The sequence below is a fragment of the Geodermatophilus sp. SYSU D01105 genome, from assembly GCF_054050095.1.
Map to the genome: position 1 here is coordinate 51,541 of NZ_JBJGYR010000015.1, position 21,717 is coordinate 73,257.

Here is a 21,717-nt window from a genome sequence, read left to right on the forward strand (position 1 = left end):
CCACGAACTGCTCGGCGCCGGTGGCCGGCCCGACCCCGCTGCGATGGCCGCGCTGTACGAGCGGTTCGCCAGCGAGATCGTCGCCCCGACGCCGTGACCCGGCGTCCCGCGCGTTTGTGCTGCTGGTGCGCGGCCTACCAGGCTGAGGGGAACCCCGACCGCCCGGAGGCACCATGAGCAGCACAGGCACGGACACCACGGTGGACATCACTGCGATGCCGGAGTGGGCGGCGCTGGTCGAGCACCACCGCGCCATCGCCGGCCGGCACCTGCGCGACCTGTTCGCCGAGGACCCCGACCGCGGACGGCGGATGGCCGCGCGCGCCGGTGACCTGTACCTGGACTGGTCCAAGCACCGGGTCACCGACGAGACGCTCCGGCTGCTGGTCGCGCTGGCCGAGCGGGCCGGGCTGCGCGAGCGGATCGACGCGATGTTCCGCGGCGGGCACGTCAACCCGACCGAGGACCGCGCCGTCCTGCACGTGGCGCTGCGTGCACCAGCCGACCGGGACCTGGTCGTCGACGGGCAGGACGTGACCCGGGACGTGCACGCGGTGCTGGCGAGGATGCGGTCGTTCGCCGAGCGGGTCCGGTCCGGGGAGTGGGTCGGGCACACCGGCCGGCGCATCCGGAACGTCGTGAACATCGGCATCGGGGGCTCCGACCTCGGCCCGGCGATGGCCTACACGGCGCTGCGGGCCTACAGCGACCGCGACCTCACCGCGCGGTTCGTCTCCAACGTCGACCCGACCGACTTCGCCGAGGCCAGCCGCGACCTCGACCCGGCCGAGACGCTGTTCGTCGTCTGCTCCAAGACGTTCACCACGCTGGAGACGCTGACCAACGCCAAGGTCGCCCGTCAGTGGCTGCTCGACGGCCTGGGCGGGGACGAGTCAGCGGTGGCCAAGCACTTCGTCGCGGTGTCGACCAACACCGAGGCGGTGCGGGAGTTCGGCATCGACCCGGACAACATGTTCGAGTTCTGGGACTGGGTGGGCGGCCGGTACTCCTTCACCTCGGCGATCGGGCTCTCGCTCATGGTCGCGATCGGTCCGGAGGCCTACGACGAGATGCTCGCCGGCTTCGCCACCATCGACGAGCACTTCCGGACGGCGCCGTTCGAGGCGAACCTGCCGGTGCTGCAGGGGCTGGTCAACGTCTGGTACACGGACTTCTTCGGCGCCCAGACCCACGCCGTGCTGCCCTACAGCCAGTACCTCTCCCGGCTGCCGGCCTACCTGCAGCAGCTGACGATGGAGAGCAACGGCAAGTCGGTCCGGTGGGACGGGCAGCCGGTGACGACGTCGACCGGCGAGGTCTACTGGGGCGAGCCGGGCACCAACGGCCAGCACGCCTTCCACCAGCTGCTGCACCAGGGGACGACGCTGGTGCCCGCGGACTTCATCGGCTTCGGCGAGCCCAACCACGACATCGGCGACATGCACGATCTGCTCATGGCCAACCTGTTCGCCCAGTCGGCGGTGCTGGCCTTCGGGAAGACCGCCGAGGAGGTGGCCGCCGACGGGACGCCGGCGGAGCTGGTGCCGCACAAGGTGATGCCCGGCAACCGGCCGTCGACGACGATCCTCGCACCGAAGCTGACGCCCTCCACGCTGGGCCAGCTGGTGGCCCTCTACGAGCACACCGTGATGACCGAGGGCGTCATCTGGCAGATCGACTCGTTCGACCAGTGGGGCGTGGAGCTGGGCAAGGTCATGGCCCGCCAGCTCGAGCCGGCGCTCACCGCCACCGAGGCGCCCGAGGTCGACCAGGACCCCTCGACGACGGCCCTGGTCGAGCACTACCGCCGGCTGCGCGGCCGGCCGGTCTGAGGGGCCGGCCGGTCTGAGGGGCCGGCCGGTCCGAGGGGCCGGCCGGGCGGTCAGCCGAGGTCGGCGGCCACCATCGGGACCAGGGTGAGGTGCGGGTTGTTCTGCTCGAGCACCCGCAGCGACCACTTGTCGGTGAACAGCGCCAGCAGCTGCCCGTCGGGGCGCTGGAGCACCTCGGCGCTGCGGACGGCGGCGAGCTCGGCGGCCGACGCCGCGTCGGTGACCCTGGCGAGGGTGTAGGGCAGGGGCTCCAGGGAGACCCGGGCGCCGAACTCGTGCTCCATCCGGTGGGCGGCCACCTCGAACTGCATCGGGCCCACCACGGCGAACACCGGGGCGCCGTCCCCGCGCCGCTCGGAGACCAGCACCTGGACGACGCCCTCGCCGGCCAGCGTCTCGACGCCCTTGCGGAACTGCTTGTAGCGGCTGGTGTCGGCCACCCGGGCGACCGCGAAGTGCTCGGGCGCGAAGGTGGTCACCGGGGGGTAGGTGACCGCCTGCCCGGCGTGGAGGGTGTCGCCGACCCCGAGCGCCGCGGCGTTCACCAGGCCGACGACGTCCCCGGGGTAGGCGGTCTCGATGGTCTCCCGGTCGCGACCGAAGACCTGCTGGGCGTACTTGGTGGCGAACGGCCGGCCGGTGCGCGCGTTGGTGACCACCATGCCGCGCTCGAAGACCCCCGAGCAGACCCGGATGTAGGCCAGCCGGTCCCGGTGGCCGGTGTCCATCCCGGCCTGCACCTTGAAGACGAAGGCGCTGAACGGGGCGTCCAGCGGGTGCGGCCGGCCGGCGGCGTCGGGTCGGGCGGTGGGCGCCGGGGCCAGGTCGACGAGGACGTCCAGCAGTTGGCCGACGCCGAAGTTGGAGACGGCGGAGGCGAAGAGCACCGGCGTGGTGACCCCGGCCAGGAAGAGCTCCTGGTCGTGCTCGGCGCCGGTCTCGGTGAGCAGGTCGGACTCCTCGACCGCCTGCCGCCAGGCGTCGCCCTCGCGCGCGGCCGCCGCGTCGGCGGGGAGGACCTCCTCGGGGGCGACGGTGGCGCCGCCCGCGGTGCGGGTGAAGTGCCGGTAGGTGCCGTCGCGCCGGTCGAGGACGCCGCGGAAGTCGCCGGCGATGCCCACCGGCCAGGTCAGGGGCGTGGGCGTGAGGCCGGTGCGTTCGGTGATCTCGTCCATCAGCGCGAGCGGGTCCATGCCGGGCCGGTCCCACTTGTTCACGACGGTGATCACCGGGATGCCGCGGTGCTTGCAGACGGCGAACAGCTTCATGGTCTGCGCCTCGAGGCCCTTGGCGGCGTCGACGAGCATCACCGCGGCGTCGACCGCGGTCAGCACCCGGTAGGTGTCCTCGGAGAAGTCCGCGTGCCCGGGGGTGTCCAGCAGGTTCACCACGCAGTCGCGGTAGGCGAACTGGAGGGCCGCCGACGTGATCGAGATGCCGCGGTCGCGCTCCATGTCCATCCAGTCGGACACGGTGCCGCGCCGGCCGGCCTTGCCGTGCACCGCGCCGGCCGAGCCGATGACGCGCGCGTGCAGGGCCAGGGCCTCGGTGAGGGTCGACTTCCCGGCGTCCGGGTGGCTGATCACCGCGAACGTCCGCCGCCGGGCGGCCTCCCCGACGATCGGGTCGCCCGCCGGGCGTGCGGGGGCGGGGGCCATGGGGGACGTGCTCACGGGGACTCCTGGGGACGCGCGCGGGGCGGGGCGACCGTTCCCGGACCGCTGACCTGCGGCAGACCGCGCGCAGTTCCGGGGTGCCCCTCCCTCCGACGTTACGGCACGCAGGAGTGCCGGGGGTGCGCCATACCGTTCAGCGGAGCTCCTCGACCAGCCCGATGACGACGCCCTCGGGGCCGCGGACGTAGCAGTACCGGTAGACGTCCCCGTACTGCGCCACCTCGCCCACGAGTTCGGCGCCGTGGGCGCGCAGGCGGCCGAGGACGTCGTGGACGGCATCGACGACGAACGTGAGGCGGGGGATCCCCGGGGTGTCCACCGGCGCCATCGGGGCAGTGTTGGTGGCCGCCGGCGCGGAGAACCTCGACAGCTCGACCCGACCGTGGCCGTCCGGCGTCCGCAGGAAGGCGAGGTCCGCCCGGACGCCGTCCAGCCCGACCAGCTGGTCCACCCACTCACCCTCGACCGCGGTCTCGCCCTCCAGTTCCAGGCCCAGTTCGACGAAGAACGCGATGGCCGCGGCGAGGCCCTCGACCACGACGCCGACGTGGTCCAACCGGTGAACCGTCATGCCCCCGGAACGTAGGGGACCGAGGACCCGACCGGCCTCCTCCGGGAGACCGACGCACTCCGCTGCGGGCGCCGCGGAGTGCGTCGGTCGGGCTCAGCCCCGCCCGAGCTCGGCGAAGGTGTCGGCCACCCAGTCGGCGATGAACGTGCTCACGTGCGGCAGGTGGTCCAGGCCGATGTGCTCGGTCGCGCCCTCCTCGGCGGTGAAGACGCGGAGCTCGCGCTTGGGCGAGTTGACCGCCTGCTCGTAGGAGCGGTGCGCCATCTCCAGCGGGATCTGCCGGTCGCCCGCGCCGTGGGCGATGAGGAACGGCACGGTGATGTGCTCGACGACGCCGTCGAGGTGGACGTCGTCGGCGAAGTCGAGGAAGGCGTCGAGGGAGTGCTCGTCGCCGTCCTTGCCCCACACCCAGAGCACGTGCTCCCAGTAGTGGGGAACCGGCCGCTCGCCCTCACGCTCCTTGCGGCGGCGCTGGACCGCGCCCCAGTCGTGGTTGGCGCCCCAGGCGACGCAGAGGGCGAAGCGCTTCTCGAACGCGGCGGCGCGGGGGGCGTAGTAGCCGCCGAGCGACCAGCCGACGATGCCGATCCGGCTCGCGTCGACGTCGGCGCGGGTCTCCAGCCAGTCGACGGCCGCGCCGGCCCAGACCTCGGTGTCGATGCGCGCGGTCAGCCCCTGCAGCCGCAGCGCCTCACCGGTCCCGGGCTGGTCGAGCATCAGGCAGGAGATGCCGCGGGCGGCCAGCTCCTCCCAGTGGTTCGAGGAGTACATGTGCTCCTTGGTGGAGTCCAGGCCGTTGACCAGCACCATCACCGGTGCGGGGCCGTCGTCGGTGGCCGGGGCGGCGCTGAAGTAGGCCGGCAGCGTGGTGCCCTCGTAGGGGATCTCGACGCGGGAGACGCGCGGGCTGTGCAGCTCGAAGGCCTTCTGCGCCAGCTCCAGCAGCCGCGTGTACGTCGGCACCCGGTTCGGGTCGGAGTGCGCGAGCATCCGCTCGGCCTGGGCCAGGTAGTTCGTGGCGCGGGAGTACAGCTGCCCGGCGGTGCGGGTGTGCCCGGCCTTCTCGGCCTCCTCGGCCTGGGCGACGAGCTGGTCGGTCAGCGCCGTCCACGCGCGCAGGAAGTCCGACGTCCCGGCGTCCTCGCCGGCGTTGGCGGCGTCCTTGATCGGCCGGCACGCGCGGTCGACCTCGTCGATCAGGCCGCCGGAGTTCAGCGTCGCGACGACGCTGAGGTTCCAGGTGTAGGGGCCGGTGGGGAAGTACTCGAACACGGTGCGGTTCCTCTCGGGTGGTTCAGGAGGCGGCGCGGACGGCGTCGCTGATGCTCTTCACGCCGCCGTGGGCGGTCATCCCGCCGTCCACGGGGATCTCGGCGCCGGTGATGAAGGAGGCCTCGTCGCTGATCAGGAAGGCCACCAGCGGGGCGACCTCGTCGACGGTGCCCGTGCGGCCGAGCGGGGTCTCGGCGACGTTGGCGGCGCGGAACGCCGGAGCCGCCGAGGCGGTCATCGGCGTCTCGATGTAGCCGGGGTGGACGGTGTTGACCCGGATGCCGCGCGGACCCAGCTCCAGGCACGCGGCCTTCGCCAGCCCGCGCAGCGCCCACTTCGACGCGGTGTACGCGACGGGGAAGTGGCCGGTCAGCGCGGCGACCGAGCCGACGACGACCACCGACCCGCCGGCGGTCATCAGCGGGGTGAGCGCCTGGATGCCGAGGAGCGTGCCCGTGACGTTGACGTCGGCGACCCGCGCGAGGTCGGTGGGGTCGAGGTCGGCCAGCCGGGCCCGCCAGGTGATACCGGCGTTGGCGACCAGCCCGGAGACGACGCCGTACCGGGCTCGCAGATCGTCGGCGAGCGCGGCCCAGCCGTCGGCGTCGGTCACGTCGAGCTGCCGGTACTCCACGCCCGGCAGGTCCTCGGCCGGCTCCGGGGTGCGGTCGCAGCCGACGACCGTGGCGCCCTCGGCGGCGAGCAGCCGCGCCTCCGCGGCGCCCTGTCCTTGGCCGGCGCCGGTGACGACGACGACCTCGCCCCGCAGCCTCATGCGGGTCGCTCCCGGACCCGTGGCCGGGGCCGGGCCGGGCGGACCGGCGGCAGGTCCAGGCCCTCGACGACGCGGTTGCGGATGGTGCCGATGCCCTCGACGGTCATCTCGACGACGTCACCGGGGCGCAGCGGGGGAGGAGCGGCCTCGCCGCGGCGGCCCCACAGCTCGGCCAGGCAGCCGCCGTTGCCGCAGGTGCCCGAGCCGAGCACGTCCCCGGCGCGGACCTCGGTGCCGCGGGAGGCGTAGCTGATGAGCTCCTCGAACGGCCAGCCCATGTTGGACAGCAGGTCCTGGCCGACCTCGGTGCCGTTCACCGACACCCGCAGGTCCAGCCCGAGGAAGCCCTCGTCGTCGCGGTGGGGCTCGAGCTCGTCGGCGGTGACCAGCCACGGGCCCAGGGTGGTGGCGGAGTCCTTGCCCTTGGCCGGGCCGAGCTTGACCGCCATCTCCCGGAACTGCAGGTCCCGGGCCGACCAGTCGTTGAGGACGGTGTAGCCGAAGACGTGGTCGCGGGCCTGCTCGGGAGTCAGCGACGCACCGTCCCGGCCGACGACGACGGCGACCTCGAGCTCGAAGTCGAACCGCTGCGAGCCCGGCGGGACGGGCACGTCGTCGAACGCGCCGACGAGCGCGTACGGGTTGGTGAAGTAGAAGGTCGGTGCCTGGTACCACTCCGGCACGACCGCCTCGCCGCTCGGGGCGACCATGCCCTCCACGTGCTCCTCGAACGCGACGAAGTCGCGCACCGTCGGCGCCGCCAGCGGCGGCAGCAGCCGGACGTCGTCGATCGGCACGGCCGGCCGGTCCAGGGCGACCGCACCGAGGTCGAGAGCGGCCGGCAGCCCCGCGCGGACGAGGTCGAGCACCGTCGTCCGCGCGGGGAGCTCGTGCAGCCCGGCCGTGCCGTCGGGGAGGGTGCTGACGACGCCGGCGCGGACCCGGCCGTCGGCCTCCCAGGTGGCGAACCGCATCAGACCGGCGGGGCCACGAACAGGCCCTTGTCCGGGTCGTTGAACGACTTCGCGGCCACGAACTCGTTCATGGCGTTGGCCGTGCCCCACTGGTCGGAGACCTCGGGCCGGGTGAAGTCGTAGACGTGCGGGTGCCAGGTGTCCTCGTCGAGGACCTCCAGCTCGGTCGTGTACTCGACGGTGTTGCCGTGTGGGTCGAGGAAGTAGGAGAAGGTGTTGTTGCCGGCCATGTGCCGACCGGGGCCCCAGATCTTCTCCACGCCCGCGCGCAGCAGGCGGCCGGTGCCGCGCATGTACTCGTCGATGCCGCGCAGCTCGAAGCTCGCGTGGTGCAGCGACGGGTGCGGGCCGCGGGCGATCGCCATCGAGTGGTGCCAGGCGTTGGTGCGCAGGAACCACATCATCGAACCCATGCGCGGGTGCATCAGCGTGTCCGACAGCGAGAAGCCCAGGTGCCGGTCGTAGAAGGCGACGGTGGCCTCGGGGTCCGCGGAGTTGAGGACCACGTGGGAGAGGCGCACCGGGACCGATTCGCCCTCCTCGATCGGCCGGTGCTGCCGCACGGCGACGTCGGAGCTGATCTCGATCGTGCGGCCCTCGTTGTCGAAGAACCGGAAGCCGTAGCCCCCGCCGGGGGTCTGCAGCGTCCCGGGCTCGGTGACCAGCTGCACGCCGTCGGCCGCCAGCCGGCCGGCGAGCGTGTCGACGTCGGCGGCGTCCTTCGCCCCGAACGAGATGAGGTCGATCCGCTTGTCGGCGGACTCCCGCAGCCGGACGACGTACTGCTCGGGGCTGCCCTCGGCGGCGAGGAAGGTGAGGCCTGCGTCGGTGTGCTCCTCCTTCAGGCCCCAGGTGTTCGTGAAGAACTGCCGCTGGACGGCGAGGTCGGGCACGGCCAGGTCGACGTGCCGCAGGTGGGTGATCAGGCGCAGGGTCATGACTGGTCCTCGGTTCGGCGCGAGATCTGCCCAGTGGTCACCGTCACCGGTCTGATGGCGACCACTGTGCAGATCTGGCGGGCGGGGTGGGGGTTCAGGCGGGCCGGCTGGTCAGCTGGGCGATGCGGCGCATCACCGCGGGGACGTCGCCCTGGACGTGGTCGAGCTGCCACTGGGCGACCTGGTTGGAGGCCTCGACGACGGTCGTGGCGCGCTCGAACCGGCGGGCGGTGAAGGCGTCCCAGAGGTCCCCGTCGACGGCGTCGCGGGTCAGCAGCAGGTCGGTGAGCGCGTAGGCGTCCTCGAGCGCCTGCGCGCCGCCCTGGGCGATGGTGGGCGGGCAGGTGTGCGCGGCGTCGCCGATGAGGACGACCCGGCCGCGGTTCCAGGGCGCGGGGAGCACGTGCGTCTCGAACCAGGTGTAGTTGACCCGGGTCGGGTCGGTGAGCGTCTCCCGGATCTCGTCCCAGGGGCCGTGGTAGGCCTGCGAGAGCTCTCTCATCGTGGCCAGCTGCTGCTCGGGCGTCAGCGTGGAGCGGTCCTGGGCGGGCTCGACGATGTAGGCGTAGAGGCTGTCCTCGCCGGTGGGGCAGTAGCCGGCGATGAAGGAGGGCCCGCCGTAGAAGAGGTCGGTGCGGGTGACGCTCGCCGGCCGGGGGCCGAACACCCGCCAGATGCCCATGCCGACCGACCGGGTCTCCAGGTCGATGCCCAGCGCCCGCCGGGTCCAGGAGCGGACGCCGTCGGCGCCGACGACGAGGTCGTAGCGCCCCGTCGACCCGTCGGCGAAGGCGACGTCGACGCCGTCCTCGTCCTGGCGCAGCTCGGTGTGCGTCGTCCCGAAGCGGACCTTGACCCCGACCTCGGCGGCGCGGTCGACGAGGATCCGGGCCAGCTCGGGACGGGACATGCCCATGGCGGCCGGGAGGTCGGGGCCGCCGGTCTTGGCGTCCGGGATCTCGGCGACCACCGTGCCGGCCGGGTCGGGGGCGCGGATGCCGGTGACGTCGAAGGCGTAGCCGCTGGCGCGCACCCGGTCCCAGACCCCCAGGGTGCGCAGCTCGCGCAGCGCGTTGCCCTGCAGCGTGATGCCGGAGCCCAGCGCGGTGGTCTCGGGCTTGATCTCGACCAGGTCGACGGCGACGCCGGCCTCGGCGAGGCGGATGGCGGTGGCGGTGCCGGCGAGGCCGGCACCGACCACGAGGACCGAGTTGACGGCGGGCACGGTCGGCTCCCTCACTTGACGGCGATCGGGTTGACCGGGGCCCCGACGGCGCCGGTCACGGGCAGGGGGGCGGCGGTCAGGAAGAAGTCCCACCGGCCGTCGGCGGCGCAGTCGGCCGCGAGCGCGTCGAGGTCCCACATCTCGCCGATGAACAGGCCCATGTTCGGGATGGCGACCTGGTGCAGCGGCTGGAACGCGACGTCGAACTCGTTGGGCCGGACCTCGAAGCCCCAGGTGTCGGTGGCGACGCCGGCGATCTCGGAGGCGTGCAGCCAGTCGGCGGTGGTGAACGACAGGCCGGGGGCGGCGCCGCCGGCGTAGTCACCCCAGCCGCGTCCCTCGGCGATGTCGCGGCGGGCTCGCGTGAGCCGGCCGGTGCGCACGAGCAGGAGGTCGCCGCGGCCGACCCGGGCGCTCTCGCCCTGGGCGGCGATGGTGGCCGCCAGGTGCTCCGCGGTGATGGCGAACCCGTCGGGCAGCTCGCCGTCGGTGCCGATGGCGCGCCCGACGTCGAGCAGGACCCCGCGGCCGGCGATGAGCGAGGCGACGGTCTCGATGCCGGTCACCGAGTCGCCCTCGCTGGTGACGACGTCACCCGCGCGGCGGCCGTTGTAGGCCATGCCGTGGTCGAAGATGTGGCCGAGGCCGTCCCACTGGGTCGAGCACTGCAGCGGCATGAAGACGACGTCGTCGGCGCCGCCGATGCCGTGCGGGAAGCCCTGGGTGCCGCGCTCGGCGTCCACGCCGGTGTCGGTCATGGTGTGCACCGGGTTGGTGCGCCGCCGCCAGCCCTTCTGCGGGCCGTCCGTGTCGAAGCGCTGGGCCAGCGAGAAGCTCACCCCGCGGCGGACGAGGCGGGCGCCCTCGACGCGCTTGGCCTCGTCGAGGAAGTTCAGCGTGCCGAGGACGTCGTCGGCACCCCAGCGGCCCCAGTTCGAGCAGCGCTTCGCGGCGGCGGCGATGGCGCCCTCGGGGTCGGTGCGGTCCAGCGGCGGGACGTCGGTGGTGGTGCGGGTCACGCCGTCCACGGTCGGGGCTCGCCGGGGTATCAGGGAAGACCGAAAGGGTGATGCCGGTCATCAACGTCGTCTATAGGCTGCGCGACCGTGAACCTGGCCAACCTCGACCTCAACCTGCTGGTCTCGCTGGACGCGCTGCTCGACCAGCGCAGCGTCACGCGGGCGGCCCAGCAGCTGGGGCTCAGCCAGCCGGCGCTGTCGGCGTCCCTGGCGCGGCTGCGCCGGCACTTCGGCGACGAGCTGCTCTCGAGGGTCGGCAACTCCTACCGGCTGACGCCGCTGGCCGCGCAGCTCAAGCCGCGGGTGCGACTGGCCCTCGACGGGGTGGAGCGGGTGTTCACCGCCCAGCCGGACTTCGACCCCGCCGAGTCGACCCGCGAGTTCTCCGTGCTGATCAGCGACTACGGCTGCGCCGTCCTCGGGGACACGCTGGCCCAGTTGCTGGAGGAGGAGGCGCCGGGGGCGCGCCTGCGGCTGGCGCACAACACCCCGGACGCGGTCGACCAGGCCCAGCAGACGCTGCTGAACACCGACCTGATGGTGCTGCCGCGCGGCTTCCTCTCGGACCTGCCCTACGCCGACCTCCACCGCGACCGGTGGGTGCTCGTCGTCTCCTCCGACAACGCCGAGGTGGGGGAGTCGCTCACCGTCGAGCACCTGCAGACGATGCCGTGGGTGGTCACCTACCACGGGCCGACGGCGTCCACCCCGGCCGCGCGGCAGATGCGGATGCTCGGCATCGAGCCCCGCGTCCAGGTGGTGACCGAGAGCTTCCTGACCGTGCCGGGGCTGGTGGCCGGCAGCGGCCGGATCGCGCTGCTGCAGGAGCGGCTGGTCCAGTTGCTCCCGTTGGACGCCGGCGTCCGGGCGCTGCCGCCGCCGTTCGACGTCGGGCCGCTGCTGGAGGCGATGTGGTGGCACCCGCTGTACGACGGCGACCCGGAGCACCAGTTCTTCCGCGGCCTGGTGGCGCGCGCCGCCCGGCAGGCGACCGACCCGGTCGAGTGAGGCATCAGCCACGCTGATAGGACGCATCAGGACTTCGCCGTTCCCTGATGTCCGCCGCGGTGCGCACACTCCTCGCCCAGTGACGCCGGTCACGGGACCGGCGCCCGATCGAGGAGTGCCCGTGTCGGAACAGGTCACGACCCCTGCCCAGGTCGTCGCGGAGCCGCTGGCCGGCGAGGTCGCCGTCGACCCCGCCACCGGGCGCCCGGCCGGCCTCCCGCAGGCCCTGGTCCTGCTGCTGTCCAGCTGCCTCGGCGTGCTGGGGTCGGTGCTCCTGGCCCCCGTGCTGCCGCGCATCCAGGACGCCTTCGCCGGCACGCCGGGCGTCGAGGCCCTGACCCCCATCGTGCTCACCGCGCCGGCGCTGGTCATCGGCCTGACCGCGATGGTCGCCGGGCGGATCGTGGACCGGGTCGGCCGCAAGCGGCTGCTCGTCGGCGCCCTGGTCGCCTACGCCGTGGCCGGCACCGCGCCCCTGTGGCTGGACTCCCTCCAGCTCATCGTGGCCAGCCGCGTGCTGGTGGGGCTCACCGAGGCAGCGATCATGACCTGCTGCACCACGCTGCTCGGGGACTACTTCCACGGTTCGCAGCGGGAGCGCTACTTCGGCCTCCAGGTCGTGTTCACCACGGTCGCGGCGACCGTCTTCTTCGGCCTCGGCGGCGCCCTCGGCGCCCAGGACTGGCGCACGCCGTTCTGGCTGTACGCGGTCAGCCTGCCCCTGGCGGTGCTCGCCGCGAGGTACGTGTGGCAGCCGACGCCCGTCGCCCGGACCGAGCAGCTGCCGCCGATGCCGTGGCGCCGGCTCGCGGCGCCGGTCGGCGTCACCCTCTTCGGGGGCCTGGTCTTCTACGTGCTCATCGTCGAGCTGTCGTTCGTCCTGGACGGCATCGGGGTCGAGTCCACCGGGACCATCGGCGCCGTGAGCGCCATCGCCTCGCTGGGCACGGCGGTCGGCGGGTTCCTGTTCGCCCGTTTCGCCCCCCTGGGCCCTGCGGTCACCGTGCCGGCGGCCTTCGCCCTCTCCGGGGTGGGGCTCGTCGGGCTGGGCCTCGCCGGCTCGGTGCCGATGGTGGTCGCGTTCGCCGTGGTCACCGGGTTCGGCAACGGGCTGCTGCTGCCCTCGATGCTCAGCTGGGCGCTCGGGTCGCTGGGCTTCGAGCAGCGCGGCCGCGGCACCGGCGTCTGGACGTCGGCGATGTTCATCGGCCAGTTCGTCTGCCCGCTCGTCGTGCTGGGGCTCAGCGGGGCGATCAGCGGGCTGGGTTCGGCGTTGATGGTGATCGGCGCCCTCGCCGTCGTCGCGGCGGTCGGTGTGCGCCTGGCCCGGCCGACCGCGGCCGCGGACCCGGCGGTCGCCCACTGACGGCTCCCGCGCTCGCTCCGGCCGGCCGCGCCCCTCGTTCGAGGGGTGCGGCCGGCCGACTCGTGCGGGTGGGGTGCGGTCCAGGGGTCGGGCGGGCCGGGCTGGGCTTCACGAGCCGGACACCCGCGGCTCGTGTCGGCGTCACGGGCTCGCCGCCCGGCCCCGACAGCGTGCGGACATGCGCGTCATCGGCCATCGCGGCACGCCCACCTGCGCCCGTTCCCCCGAGAACACCCTCGCCGCCGTCCGCACCGCCCTGGAGGGCGGCGCCGACGGGGTCGAGGTCGACGTCCGGAGCACCGCGGACGGCGTCCTCGTGCTGTCCCACGACCGAGACCTCGGGCGGGTGCTCGGCACCGGCCCCGGCACCGGGCCCCTGGTCGCGCAGACCGCGTCGGCCGACTTGCTGGACGTCGAGCTCCCGGGCGGCACCGTCGTCCCGACCCTGGGGGCGGTGCTCGATCTCGCCGCGGTGTTCGGGGCGCACGTCCTGACCGAGGTGAAGCCCGAGGATGGCGGCGAGGAGGCGTGGCGGACGGCGAACCTGCTGGCCGCGTTGTTGATCGACCGCCGTCGCCGGCTGCCCCGCGCCGACCGCGTCACCACGACGTCGTTCGACCTGGTCACCGCCGCGTCGCTGTCCGGGTGCGGCACGGTCTCCAGCGCCCTCATCGTCGCGCCGGAGCTCGATCCGGACCGGGCCGCCCGTCAGGCCCGTGAGCGCGGCCTGACCGACGTCCACCTGTCTCCGCTGCACGTGCGCCGCGACCCCGGGGTGGTGGCCCGCGTCCGCGCACTCGGCCTGCTGGTCGGCGTCGGCGTCGTCGACGACCCGGACGAAGTGGCCGGCCTGGCCGCCGAGAGGGTCGACATGGTGTGCACCGACGACCCTGTGGGCCTCGTCAGCGCCCTCGCGGGGGCGGCCGCCTGACCGGGAGTCCCGGGATGCGCGGACCAGCCCGCCCGGACGAGGTCCGGACGGGCTGGTCGGTCGGCCGAGTGCGGGTCAGGCGGCGCGCTGCTCCTGCCGGCCCACCCGCTCCGCGGCGTTCCAGCGCATCTCCATGTGCCGGCGCCCGGACGCGTCCACCACGGACACCCACCGACACTCGGGACACTTCTCGTCTCGCATGGTGGCCACCTCTCGTTCACCTGGTGTTCACCTTCTCGTCAGGTGGCGGCCAGAGCACACTCTCACGGGCGGATCGTGACCGATCCGTGATCTGCGGCTACAGCCAGCCCAGCACCGAGGCGCCGATGCCGACGTGCAGCACCGCGCCGGGCACCACCCCGACGGCCGTGCCGAGCGCGTGCGGCCACGGGCGCACGCTGGACAGCCCCGCCGCGTAGCTGACGATCCAGAACGGCACCGGGCTGACCCGCGCGGCGAGCACGGCGAGGAAGCCGCGGTCGCGGAACAGCCGGTCGGCGCGCGCCAGCCGCCGGCCGGTGAACCGGGCGACGGCGTCCCGGCCCAGGTGGCGGGCCACCGTGAACCCGCCCAGGCCGCCGAGCCAGCCGGCGGCGACCGCCACCGCCAGCCCCGCCGGGAAGCCGGCCGCGGCGCCGAGCAGCACCGACAGCGCCGTCCGCGGCACGGGTGTCATCAGCGCCCCGGCGCAGCCCAGGACGACGGCGGCCCACCCGAGCGGCCCCGCGTCGTGCAGCCAGCCGCGCAGGGCCGGGACGCCGGGCCGGTCGACGGTCAGCGCCAGGACGACGGCGCCGGCCAGCACCAGCCCCAGGACGACGAGCCGGCGCCGGCCGCTGGCAGGCTGCCCGCCGTGCGCATCGAGCGGATCGACCCCGTCACCGACGAGGCCCGCGCCCGGGAGCTGCTCGCCGTCCAGGCCGCCGCCTACGCGGTCGAGGCCGCGCTGATCGGCGACGACCGGATCCCGCCGCTGCGCGAGGACCTCGCCGGCCTCCGCGGCGCGGGCCTGTCCTGGCTGGGCGCGCTCGACGACGACGGCCGGCTCGCCGGGGCCGTCGCCTGGACCGAGGACGGCGCCCTCCTCGACGTCGAGCGGCTGGTCGTCGCCCCCGCCGCCGCCCGGCGCGGGATCGGGACGGCGCTGGTGCGAACCCTGCTCGCCCGGGCCGACGGGCGCCCCGCCGTCGTCGCCACCGGCCGGGCCAACGCCCCCGCCCGGGCGCTCTACGAGCGGCTCGGGTTCGTCCCGACCGGGGACCGGGAGGTGGTGCCGGGGCTCTGGGTCACGGCCTACCGCCATGCCGGCTGACAGCCCCGGGAGCATCGCAGCGAGGTACGAGCGAGGAGCGGACGGGAGCGCGGGAGCCGGCTGATGTGCATGCGGGGTGAGCGTCAGGCGTCCACGACGATCGGGATGACCATCGGGCGACGCCGGTAGGTCTTGTCCGCCCAGCCCGAGACCGCCCGGCCGATCAGCTGCTCGAGCTGCACCCCGCCGCCGACCCCCTCCTCGGCCGCCTTGGCCAGCGCCTTCTCGATCACCGGGATCGCCGTCTCGAACGTCGCCTCGTCGTGCACGAACCCGCGGGCGAGGAAGTCCGGCTCCTCGGCCAGCTGCCCGGTGTCGGCGTCCACGATGGCCACCACGGTGATGACGCCCTCCTGGGCCAGGGTGCGCCGGTCGCGCAGGTGGGCCTCGGTGGCGCCGCCGACGGTGGTGCCGTCGACGTAGACGTTGCCGGCGGGGACCTTGCCGGTGATCCGCACCTTGCCGTCGACCAGGTCCACGACGACGCCGTCCTCGGCGATGACCACCCCGCGCGGGTGGACGCCGGTCTTGACCGCGATGTCGGCGTTGGCCCGCAGGTGCCGCCACTCGCCGTGCACCGGCATGACGTTGCGCGGCCGGACGACGTTGTAGCAGTAGGCCAGCTCGCCGGCGCTGGCGTGCCCGGAGACGTGCACCTTGGCGTTGCCCTTGTGGACGACGTTCGCGCCCCACCGGGTGAGCTCGTTGATCACCCGGTACACGGCGTTCTCGTTGCCCGGGATGAGCGAGCTGGCCAGCAGGACGGTGTCGCCCTCGGTGATGCGGATGACGTGGTCGCGGTTGGCCATCCGCGACAGCGCCGCCATCGGCTCGCCCTGCGACCCGGTGCAGATCAGGCACACCTGGTCGGCGGGGAGCTTCTCCAGCTCACGCATGTCCACGAGCAGCCCGGGTGGCACCGACAGGTAGCCCAGGTCCCGCGCGATGCCCATGTTGCGCACCATGGAGCGCCCCACGAACGCCACCTTGCGGCCGTGCGCGTGCGCGACGTCGAGGATCTGCTGGATGCGGTGCACGTGGCTGGCGAAGCTGGAGACGATGACCCGCTTGGGCGCGGTCCGGAACACCGTCTCGATCGCCGGCACCAGCTCGCCCTCGGACGTGGTGAACCCGGGGACCTCGGCGTTGGTCGAGTCGGTCAGGAACAGCGAGACCCCCTCCTCGCCGAGCCGGGCGAAGGCGCGCAGGTCGGTGATCCGCCGGTCGAGGGGGAACTGGTCCATCTTGAAGTCGCCGGTGTGCAGCACCATCCCGGCGGGCGTGCGGATCGCCACGGCGAGCGCGTCGGGGATCGAGTGGTTGACCGCGACGAACTCGCAGTCGAACGGGCCGAACGACAGCCGGTCGCCCTCGCTCACCTGGCGGGTGGCCGGCCGGATGCGGTGCTCCTTGAGCTTGGCGTCGAGGAAGGCCAGTGTGAGCCGGGAGCCGACCAGCGGGATGTCGCGCCGCTCGCGCAGCAGGTAGGGCACCCCGCCGATGTGGTCCTCGTGGCCGTGGGTGAGGACGATCGCCTCGACGTCGTCCATCCGGTCCCGGATCGAGGTGAAGTCCGGGAGGATCACGTCGACCCCCGGCTGGTGCTCCTCGGGGAACAGCACGCCGCAGTCGACGATCAGCAGCCGGCCCGCGTGCTCGAAGACGGTCATGTTGCGGCCGATCTCGCCCAGGCCGCCGAGGGCCACCACCCGCAGGCCGCCGTCGGGCAGGGGCGGGGGCGTGCGGAGGTCCGGGTGCGCATGGCTCATGCCACAACGCTACGGCGGCCCCCTCGTGCGCCGGCGCACCCTAGGGCCGGTTGGATGGGTCCGTGGCGGAGGGCTGGCTGGTCAGGGAGGCCACGGAGGCGGACGCGGTCGGGTGCGCCGAGGTCTACGCGCCCTACGTGCGGGACACCGCCATCTCCTTCGAGACCGAACCGCCCGACGCCGCGGAGATGGGCGCGCGCATCGCGGCCGGCCTGCGCACGCACGCCTGGGTGGTGCTCGAGGACGCCGGCCGGGTGGCCGGCTACGCCTACGGCGGCCCGTTCATGACCCGCCCCGCCTACCGCTGGTCGACGTCGGTGAGCGTCTACACCGAGCGAGGACGCCGCCGCCCGGGCGCCGGGCGGGCGCTCTACACCGTCCTGTTCGACCGGCTCGCCGCCCGCGGCTACCGGATGGCCTTCGCCGGCATCGTGCTGCCCAACGAGGCCAGCGCCGGCCTGCACGCCGCGCTGGGGTTCGCACCGTGCGGCACCTACCGCCGGGTCGGCTGGAAGCTCGGCCGCTGGCACGACGTCGCCTGGAGTCAGCGACCCCTCGGCGACGGGGTGGACGACGACGGCGAGCCCGAGCCGCTGCGCTGACGGTCCGTCCCGCTCAGCGTGCGGGGGAGCGCCCGGCGCCGGGTCCGAGCGCGCGGTCGGCGGCGGCCGCGAGCTCGGCGACCACCTCCCCGGCCGGCCGGACGGCGGTCACCTCGCCCACGCCCTCGCCGGCGTACAGCGCCATCGCCTCGACCGTCCCGGAGACCGCGGTGACCGGCGGCAGGCCCGCGCCGCGGGGGAGCGGGACCTCCTCGCCGCCGACCCGGACGGTGCCGACGACGTCCCCGGGGAACCGGCCGACCTCCTGCACCGCGGTGCGGAGGACCCGGGCGCGGGGGCTGGTGGCGCACAGCGGGCACTGCGTGGCGAAGGCGCCGGTCACCACGGTGGAGCCCGGGCCGGCGCCGAGCACCGCCCGCTTGTAGTCGCGGTGGGCGGCCGACTCCTCGGTGGCGAGGAACAGCGTGCCGATCCGGGCCCCGTCCGCCCCCGCGGCCAGCACCGCGGCCAGGGCACGCCCGGTCGTGATGCCGCCGGCGGCCAGGACCGGGACGGAGACGGCGCCGAGGACCTCCTCGAGGAGGGGCCGCAGCGGCCGGTCGCCCCGGATGTGCCCGCCCGCCTCCACGCCCTGGACGGTGACCAGGTCGCACCCCGCGTCCTCGGCGGCCCGCGCCTCGTCGAGCGAGCCGACCTGCCAGCCGGCGAGCGCTCCGGCGGCGTGCACCTGCTCCACCAGCCGCGGGCGCGGCGCCAGCCAGAAGAAGTCGACCAGCCGGACCCGCTCCGCGGCGGCCGCGACGACGTCCTCGTCGACGTCCTCGGTCGGGAGGTTGACCGAGAGGACGCCGGAGGTGCGGGCGCGCACCTCCTCGATCGCGCGGAGGACCTGGTCGGCCGTCATGCCGAGCGCGCCCAGCGTGCCGACGGCGCCGGCCTCGGCCACCGCCGCGACCAGGGCGGGCCCGGCCACCGCACCCATCGGCGCCTGCTGCACCGGGACGGAGCAGCCGGTCAGCTCGGTGAACCGGGTGGACACCATGGCGCCTCCTCGCGCTGCGCCGAGGGCCGACCGTCGCGCTCCCCGTGCAGGGCGTCAAGGGTCCTTCGTCGCCGGTGGACACCGGCCGGTGCGGGCGCGGATACTAGGACGTCCAACTAAATTCGGCGGGGCGACGTCGCCCGGCCGGAGACCAGGGAGTGGCATGCCCGCCCAGCCGTCCGACCTGCACGTCCCCGTCCACCCGGTCCGGTTCGTGACCGCGGCCAGCCTGTTCGACGGGCACGACGCGGCGATCAACGTGATGCGGCGGCTGCTGCAGAGCCAGGGCGCCGAGGTGGTCCACCTCGGCCACGACCGCAGCGTCGACAGCGTCGTCCGGGCGGCGCTGGAGGAGGACGTGCAGGGGGTGGCGATCTCCTCCTACCAGGGCGGTCACGTCGAGTACTTCACCTACCTGGTCGAGCGACTGGCCGAGGCCGGTGCGGGGCACGTCCAGGTGTTCGGCGGCGGCGGGGGCGTGATCGTGCCCGAGGAGATCGCGCTGCTCCGGGAGCGCGGGGTGCGCATCTTCTCCCCGGAGGACGGCGCGCGGCTGGGCCTGCCCGGGATGGTCAACGAGCTGGTCCGCGCGTGCGACGTCGACCTCACGGCCCACGGCCCCGACGTCGACGCGCTGCTCACCGGCGAGCCGGCGGCGCTGGCCCGCGCGATCACCGTGCTCGAGGCCGGGCGCGACCCGGAGCTGGCCGGGCGGGTGCGGGAGGCCGCCGCGGCGCGGACCGTGCCGGTGCTGGGCATCACCGGCACCGGCGGCTCGGGCAAGTCCTCGCTCACCGACGAGCTGCTGCGCCGGCTGCGGCTGGACCAGGAGGACAAGCTGCGGGTCGCCGTCCTCGCGATCGACCCGACGCGGCGCCGCGGCGGCGGGGCGCTGCTCGGGGACCGGATCCGGATGAACGCCCTGGAGACCGGCGAGGGGTCGCACACCTTCTTCCGCTCGCTGGCCACCCGGTCGGCCGGGGCGGAGACGCCCGAGCACCTCGACGACGTCCTGTGCGCCGTCAAGGCGGCCGGGTTCGACCTGGTCGTCGTCGAGACGCCGGGCATCGGTCAGGGCGACGCCGGGATCGTCCCGTTCTCCGACGTCGCGCTCTACGTCATGACGCCGGAGTTCGGCGCCGCCTCGCAGCTGGAGAAGATCGACATGCTCGACTTCGCCGACGCCGTGGCCATCAACAAGTTCGAGCGGCGGGGGGCCGAGGACGCCCGCCGCGACGTGGCCCGGCAGATGCTGCGCAACCGGGAGGCCTTCGGCCAGCCGTGGGAGCAGATGCCGGTCTTCGGTACCAGCGCCGCCCGGTTCAACGACGACGGGGTGACGGCGCTCTACCAGCACCTGCTCGGCCTGCTCGCCGGGAAGGGCCTGCCGGTCGGGTCCGGCGTGCTGCCGCGGGTCGACGTCATGGCGTCGAGCGGCCTGTCCAGCGTGGTGCCGCCCCAGCGGTCGCGGTACCTGGCCGAGGTCGCCGAGGCCGTCCGCGCCCACCACCGCCGCACCGAGGAGCAGGCCGACGTCGTCCGGCGGCGGCAGTCCTTGCGGACCACCGCCGACCTGCTGGGGGAGGACCCGGCCGCCGACCGGGTGCGGGAGCTGCTCGAGGCCGCCGACGCCGAGCTGCTGCCCGAGGTCCGGACACTGCTGGAGGAGTGGCCGGCCCGCGTCGAGGACTACTCCGGCGACGAGTACGTCTACACCGTGCGTGGCCGGGAGATCCGCACGCCGCTGACCCGCGAGACGCTGTCGGGCAACCCGGTGCGCCGGGTGGCGCTGCCCCGCACCACCGACGAGGCCGACCTGCTGCGCTTCCTGCGGCGGGAGAACCTGCCCGGGTTCTACCCGTTCACCGCCGGCGTCTTCCCGTTCAAGCGGGCCGGCGAGGCGCCGGCCCGGATGTTCGCCGGCGAGGGCGACGCGTTCCGCACCAACCGCCGGTTCCAGCTCCTGAGCGCCGGGAACGAGGCCACCCGGCTGTCGACGGCGTTCGACTCCGTCACCCTCTACGGGCGCGACCCCGACCCGCGGCCGGACGTCTACGGCAAGGTCGGCACCTCGGGGGTCTCGATCGCGACGCTCGACGACATGGAGGTCCTCTACTCCGGCTTCGACCTCTGCGCGCCCACGACGTCGGTGTCGATGACCATCAACGGTCCGGCGCCGACCATCCTCGCGATGTTCCTCGACACCGCGATCGACCAGCGGCTGGACGCCTTCCGCGCCGAGGAGGGGCGCGAGCCCGACGCGGTCGAGGCCGAGGAGATCCGGGCCTGGGTGCTGGCCACCGTCCGCGGCACGGTGCAGGCCGACATCCTCAAGGAGGACCAGGGCCAGAACACCTGCATCTTCTCCACCGAGTTCTCGCTGCGGTGCATGGCCGACATCCAGGAGTGGTTCATCGAGCACGGGGTGCGCAACTTCTACTCGGTGTCGATCTCCGGCTACCACATCGCCGAGGCCGGGGCGAACCCGATCAGCCAGCTGGCGTTCACCCTCGCCAACGGCTTCACCTACGTGGAGTCCTACCTGGCCCGCGGGATGGCCATCGACGACTTCGCGCCGAACCTGTCGTTCTTCTTCTCCAACGGCATGGACGCCGAGTACTCGGTGATCGGCCGGGTCGCCCGCCGCATCTGGGCGGTGGCGATGAAGGATCGCTACGGCGCCGCCGAGCGGTCGCAGAAGCTGAAGTACCACGTGCAGACCTCGGGCCGGTCGCTGCACGCCCAGGAGATGGACTTCAACGACATCCGGACGACCCTGCAGGCCCTCTGCGCGATCTACGACAACGCCAACAGCCTGCACACCAACGCCTACGACGAGGCGGTGACCACGCCGTCGGAGCACTCGGTGCGCCGCGCCCTGGCCATCCAGGTGATCATCGACAAGGAGTGGGGGCTGGCCGGCAACGAGAACCCGCTGCAGGGCTCGTTCGTCATCGACGAGCTCACCGACCTGGTCGAGGAGGCGGTGCTGGCCGAGTTCGACCGGATCGCCGAGCGTGGGGGCGTGCTGGGCGCCATGGAGACCGGCTACCAGCGCGGCAAGATCCAGGACGAGTCGATGCTCTACGAGCACCGCAAGCACGACGGCAGCCTGCCGATCGTCGGGGTCAACACCTTCCTCGACCCGCACCGCGACGGGACCCCACCCAAGCCGCTGGAGCTGGCGCGGGCCACGGAGGCGGAGAAGCAGTCGCAGCTCGCCCGGCTCGCCGACTTCCACGCGCGGCACGCCGACGAGGCGCCCGCCGCGCTGGCCCGCCTGCAGCAGGTGGCGATGGAGGGCGGCAACGTCTTCGCCGAGCTGATGGACGCCGTCCGGGTGTGCTCGCTGGGCCAGATCAGCGAGGCGTTCTTCGAGGTGGGCGGGCAGTACCGCCGCAACGTGTGATCAAGGACCCCGCTGCAGGGCCCGGGGATCGAGGG

18 protein-coding genes are annotated in these 21,717 nt (G+C 73.9%); 7 read left to right on the top strand and 11 right to left on the bottom strand.

The window, feature by feature from the left end; genetic code table 11:
* Nucleotides 1-173 precede the first annotated feature (173 nt).
* Nucleotides 174-1,832 carry a glucose-6-phosphate isomerase gene (gene pgi / locus ACI79I_RS15370; RefSeq protein WP_456993180.1) on the top strand — a complete coding sequence of 553 codons (1,659 nt, stop codon included), beginning with the start codon at nt 174-176 and terminating at the stop codon, nt 1,830-1,832.
* A 50-nt stretch (nt 1,833-1,882) separates the two neighbouring features.
* Here the strand turns inward: pgi and ACI79I_RS15375 are convergent, their stop codons facing one another.
* The 8 genes from ACI79I_RS15375 to ACI79I_RS15410 form a co-directional block, all read right to left on the bottom strand.
* The gene (locus ACI79I_RS15375) at nt 1,883-3,505 is read right to left on the bottom strand and encodes a peptide chain release factor 3 (protein WP_456993181.1); all 1,623 of its coding nucleotides are present in this window, start codon (nt 3,503-3,505) and stop codon (nt 1,883-1,885) included.
* A 136-nt stretch (nt 3,506-3,641) separates the two neighbouring features.
* Complete coding sequence (locus ACI79I_RS15380) at nt 3,642-4,079, bottom strand: VOC family protein (RefSeq protein ID WP_456993182.1); 438 nt, start codon at nt 4,077-4,079, stop codon at nt 3,642-3,644.
* A gap of 93 nt (nt 4,080-4,172) precedes the next feature.
* Nucleotides 4,173-5,351, bottom strand: coding sequence for an alpha/beta hydrolase family protein (locus ACI79I_RS15385; protein ID WP_456993183.1), 1,179 nt, complete (start codon nt 5,349-5,351; stop codon nt 4,173-4,175).
* A 22-nt stretch (nt 5,352-5,373) separates the two neighbouring features.
* Nucleotides 5,374-6,126 carry an SDR family NAD(P)-dependent oxidoreductase gene (locus tag ACI79I_RS15390; RefSeq protein ID WP_456993185.1) on the bottom strand — a complete coding sequence of 251 codons (753 nt, stop codon included), beginning with the start codon at nt 6,124-6,126 and terminating at the stop codon, nt 5,374-5,376.
* Nucleotides 6,123-7,100, bottom strand: coding sequence for a fumarylacetoacetate hydrolase family protein (locus ACI79I_RS15395; protein WP_456993187.1), 978 nt, complete (start codon nt 7,098-7,100; stop codon nt 6,123-6,125). Before ACI79I_RS15395 ends, ACI79I_RS15390 begins: the two co-directional genes overlap by 4 nt.
* The gene (locus ACI79I_RS15400; protein ID WP_456993188.1) at nt 7,100-8,038 is read right to left on the bottom strand and encodes a VOC family protein; all 939 of its coding nucleotides are present in this window, start codon (nt 8,036-8,038) and stop codon (nt 7,100-7,102) included. The genes ACI79I_RS15395 and ACI79I_RS15400 overlap by 1 nt, the downstream gene beginning before the upstream one ends.
* 94 nt (nt 8,039-8,132) lie before the next feature.
* Nucleotides 8,133-9,263: an FAD-dependent oxidoreductase gene (locus ACI79I_RS15405; protein ID WP_456993189.1), complete on the bottom strand. Its 1,131-nt coding sequence runs from the start codon at nt 9,261-9,263 to the stop codon at nt 8,133-8,135.
* An 11-nt stretch (nt 9,264-9,274) separates the two neighbouring features.
* Nucleotides 9,275-10,282, bottom strand: coding sequence for a cyclase family protein (locus tag ACI79I_RS15410; RefSeq protein ID WP_456993190.1), 1,008 nt, complete (start codon nt 10,280-10,282; stop codon nt 9,275-9,277).
* 87 nt (nt 10,283-10,369) lie between these two features.
* Between ACI79I_RS15410 and ACI79I_RS15415 the strand changes: the two genes are divergently transcribed.
* The 3 genes from ACI79I_RS15415 (at nt 10,370) to ACI79I_RS15425 (ending at nt 13,587) form a co-directional block, all read left to right on the top strand.
* Entirely contained in the window at nt 10,370-11,290 is a 921-nt protein-coding gene (locus ACI79I_RS15415; RefSeq protein ID WP_456993191.1) for a LysR family transcriptional regulator, read from the top strand.
* Nucleotides 11,291-11,411: 121 nt separating this feature from the next.
* Nucleotides 11,412-12,656 (top strand): MFS transporter, encoded by a 1,245-nt coding sequence (locus ACI79I_RS15420; protein ID WP_456993192.1) that lies wholly within the window; start codon nt 11,412-11,414, stop codon nt 12,654-12,656.
* Nucleotides 12,657-12,834: 178 nt separating this feature from the next.
* Entirely contained in the window at nt 12,835-13,587 is a 753-nt protein-coding gene (locus ACI79I_RS15425) for a glycerophosphodiester phosphodiesterase (protein WP_456993193.1), read from the top strand.
* A 298-nt stretch (nt 13,588-13,885) separates the two neighbouring features.
* Here the strand turns inward: ACI79I_RS15425 and ACI79I_RS15430 are convergent, their stop codons facing one another.
* On the bottom strand, nt 13,886-14,392 hold the full coding sequence (locus tag ACI79I_RS15430; RefSeq protein WP_456993194.1) for a TVP38/TMEM64 family protein: 507 nt from the start codon (nt 14,390-14,392) through the stop codon (nt 13,886-13,888).
* Nucleotides 14,393-14,440: 48 nt separating this feature from the next.
* Here ACI79I_RS15430 and ACI79I_RS15435 point away from each other — a divergent pair, with 48 nt between their 5' ends.
* Entirely contained in the window at nt 14,441-14,899 is a 459-nt protein-coding gene (locus tag ACI79I_RS15435; protein WP_456993195.1) for a GNAT family N-acetyltransferase, read from the top strand.
* 83 nt (nt 14,900-14,982) lie between these two features.
* Here ACI79I_RS15435 and ACI79I_RS15440 read toward each other — a convergent pair whose 3' ends face one another.
* Nucleotides 14,983-16,668, bottom strand: coding sequence for a ribonuclease J (locus tag ACI79I_RS15440; RefSeq protein ID WP_456993196.1), 1,686 nt, complete (start codon nt 16,666-16,668; stop codon nt 14,983-14,985).
* Between the two features lie 62 nt (nt 16,669-16,730).
* Between ACI79I_RS15440 and ACI79I_RS15445 the strand changes: the two genes are divergently transcribed.
* Nucleotides 16,731-17,270 carry an N-acetyltransferase family protein gene (locus ACI79I_RS15445; RefSeq protein ID WP_456993197.1) on the top strand — a complete coding sequence of 180 codons (540 nt, stop codon included), beginning with the start codon at nt 16,731-16,733 and terminating at the stop codon, nt 17,268-17,270.
* A gap of 13 nt (nt 17,271-17,283) precedes the next feature.
* On the opposite strand, the gene ACI79I_RS15450 is transcribed toward ACI79I_RS15445, so the two are convergent.
* Nucleotides 17,284-18,273, bottom strand: a complete 990-nt coding sequence (locus tag ACI79I_RS15450; protein ID WP_456993198.1) for an NAD(P)H-dependent flavin oxidoreductase — start codon at nt 18,271-18,273, stop codon at nt 17,284-17,286.
* A gap of 163 nt (nt 18,274-18,436) precedes the next feature.
* Between ACI79I_RS15450 and icmF the strand changes: the two genes are divergently transcribed.
* Entirely contained in the window at nt 18,437-21,682 is a 3,246-nt protein-coding gene (gene icmF / locus ACI79I_RS15455) for a fused isobutyryl-CoA mutase/GTPase IcmF (protein ID WP_456993199.1), read from the top strand.
* The last annotated feature ends 35 nt before the right edge of the window (nt 21,683-21,717 follow it).

What these genes read in the sequence shown, in the direction of transcription:
- icmF (WP_456993199.1), top strand. Translation starts at nt 18,437, where the DNA reads ATGCCCGCCCAGCCGTCCGACCTGCACGTCCCCGTCCACCCGGTCCGG.
- ACI79I_RS15450 (WP_456993198.1), bottom strand. Translation starts at nt 18,273, where the DNA reads ATGGTGTCCACCCGGTTCACCGAGCTGACCGGCTGCTCCGTCCCGGTG.
- ACI79I_RS15440 (WP_456993196.1), bottom strand. Translation starts at nt 16,668, where the DNA reads ATGAGCCATGCGCACCCGGACCTCCGCACGCCCCCGCCCCTGCCCGAC.
- ACI79I_RS15380 (WP_456993182.1), bottom strand. Translation starts at nt 4,079, where the DNA reads ATGACGGTTCACCGGTTGGACCACGTCGGCGTCGTGGTCGAGGGCCTC.
- ACI79I_RS15395 (WP_456993187.1), bottom strand. Translation starts at nt 7,100, where the DNA reads ATGCGGTTCGCCACCTGGGAGGCCGACGGCCGGGTCCGCGCCGGCGTC.
- ACI79I_RS15425 (WP_456993193.1), top strand. Translation starts at nt 12,835, where the DNA reads ATGCGCGTCATCGGCCATCGCGGCACGCCCACCTGCGCCCGTTCCCCC.
- ACI79I_RS15390 (WP_456993185.1), bottom strand. Translation starts at nt 6,126, where the DNA reads ATGAGGCTGCGGGGCGAGGTCGTCGTCGTCACCGGCGCCGGCCAAGGA.
- pgi (WP_456993180.1), top strand. Translation starts at nt 174, where the DNA reads ATGAGCAGCACAGGCACGGACACCACGGTGGACATCACTGCGATGCCG.
- ACI79I_RS15400 (WP_456993188.1), bottom strand. Translation starts at nt 8,038, where the DNA reads ATGACCCTGCGCCTGATCACCCACCTGCGGCACGTCGACCTGGCCGTG.